We start from the raw sequence: 2,034 nt of genomic DNA, 5'->3' as shown, positions 1-2,034 counted from the left end.
ATGGTAAATTGGTAGTTTTTGACGGAAAATTCGACGAGACGCATAGCTTTTTAATTAAGAATTGAGAATGTAGAATTAAGAATTATGACTGTTTTAAATATAAAAATTAAGAAATACGTATAAGCTTTAATGCAAAAACTTACTGATTATCAAAGAATTACGTTTTCAACTTTTAATTCCAATTTATTCTTAGTCATTGTTTTCTTTCGTCGTTTTTAAAATTGACGAAAGTATTTTCTTAATTTCATCACAATCGGAGTAAATTGAGGTGTATAATTTATCATCTAAATAATCGGTGGCTTTTAAAAGTCTAAGCCAATAGAGTGTTTCACGAGCTTCTTTGTAGGAAATTCCTATTTTTGACGCAAACTCTTTTCTACTAAATGCCCCAACGGCTTCTTCTACATTTGCTCCAATAGATGTGCCGCTTCGGAGTACTTGTTTTGCAAGAGAATCTATATCTCGATGGTTTGTTCTTAACCATTGATACAGTTTGACTATTCTTACAGAAAATACAAAGGTCTTTTCTAAAATAATATTTGAAGAACTATTTTCCATGATGAGATAACAGATAAAAAAGAATTTCCACCATTCTTAATTCTACATTCTTAATTCTTAATTGCTTTCACCTTCGCTTTATCGCTCAGGAAATTTGCCCCTTTAGTTACAATCTGTATGCCTTCGCTGATACCTGAAATGATTGATACATTATTGCCGAAAATACTTCCAATGTTAACTGGCACTTTGCTAACTGACTGATTTGAAGCATTATACGCATAAACAAAAGCCGTATTTTTATCAGCCTCAACTAATGCTTCAATTGGAACTGCGAGCGTTGAAGCACCTTTACCCGTAGAAATTTCGGCTTTGGCTACGAAGCCCGAGATGAGTTTTTTGCCATTGGGCTGAATCTGTAATTCGGCCTCGAAAGTGCCAGTGGCGGGGTTTACGGTTTGAGCAATTTGCGTGATTCGGGCTTGAAAAGCTTCGTTTGGATAAGCATCTAAATAAACCGTGGCCACATCGCCGATTTTTACTTTCACTACATCACGGTCGGCCAAACCTACATTTACGATGTAAGCACTTTCGCCCGTACCGAGAATAAATGCTGGGGCAAATGGTGTGATGAGTTCGCCTTGCTCAGAGATTTTTCTAAGGATTCGTCCGCTCGTTGGGGCGTAGATTCTTGATAACTTTTGGTTAAACTCAGCTACTTGCACGCTTTGCTTGGCCACATCGTAGCCCGTGGTGGCATCTTGTACGTTTGTGAGCGTAGCGGCCTCATCGGCGTAAAGTTTTTTTACACGCTCCAAATCTCTTTCCGATTTTTCTAAGCCCAATTTAGCTTGACGAACTTGGGCATCAATTTCCGATAAATCGAGTTCGGCCAAAAGCTGACCTTCTTTTACAAACTGCCCTTCTTGCACATACACACGGCGAATCATTCCGCCAGTTTTGAACGCCAATTTCATTTCTGATTTTGACGAAAGTACCCCACTCGCAATGATTGGTTCGCTCAACGATTTTCGACTAACGGGCTGCACTTCAACCGTTAAGGTTTCTTCGGCTTCGGCCTTTTTCGTTTCTTGTTTCTTTCCGCAACTGGTTATCAATAAGGTAGCTGCAAGAATTATGTAAGTATAACTTTTCATATATTTTTTATTTTTGTTCAAAACCTAATTTTTCTATTTTTTTCAACCAGTTAGCTCTAAATGAATCTTTCGACAATCGAATTGGGCCGATTGTAGTTGTACGGACTGGCTTTATGCCCACAAAGTGAAACGTAAGTTGCTTAACTGCATGATAACTCGGGCGACCGTAATAAAGCCAATAAAACCAAGCTGGCTGGTCGAGTGTGCTGATGATGTGCCCTGTTCGGCCTGACAACAGTTTTTTCCACCACAACGAATTTTCGATTTTTTCATAGGCAATTCCTGGCAAGAAAATCCTATCAAAAAAACCTTTCAGCATAGCAGGAATAGAACCCCACCAAACTGGATAAAATAGCACGATATGCTCGGCCCACTTGATTTT

3 protein-coding genes are annotated in these 2,034 nt (G+C 38.7%); all 3 read right to left on the bottom strand.

Annotated features, from left to right (window positions below):
* Positions 1-189 precede the first annotated feature (189 nt).
* A complete protein-coding gene (locus tag ACOVO2_RS11060) occupies positions 190-558 on the bottom strand; it encodes a four helix bundle protein (protein WP_421770030.1) in 369 nt (122 codons plus the stop codon).
* A gap of 50 nt (positions 559-608) precedes the next feature.
* Entirely contained in the window at positions 609-1,652 is a 1,044-nt protein-coding gene (locus ACOVO2_RS11055; RefSeq protein ID WP_421770029.1) for an efflux RND transporter periplasmic adaptor subunit, read from the bottom strand.
* A gap of 7 nt (positions 1,653-1,659) precedes the next feature.
* Positions 1,660-2,034, bottom strand: a 375-nt coding sequence (locus tag ACOVO2_RS11050; protein WP_421770028.1) for an NAD(P)H-dependent oxidoreductase, incomplete at its 5' end; no start/stop codon positions are given.

Source organism: Emticicia sp., from assembly GCF_049241225.1.
GTDB lineage: Bacteria > Bacteroidota > Bacteroidia > Cytophagales > Spirosomataceae > Emticicia.
The sequence above is the reverse complement of the archived record's forward strand: the minus strand, read 5'-3'. Positions and strand labels throughout refer to the sequence as shown.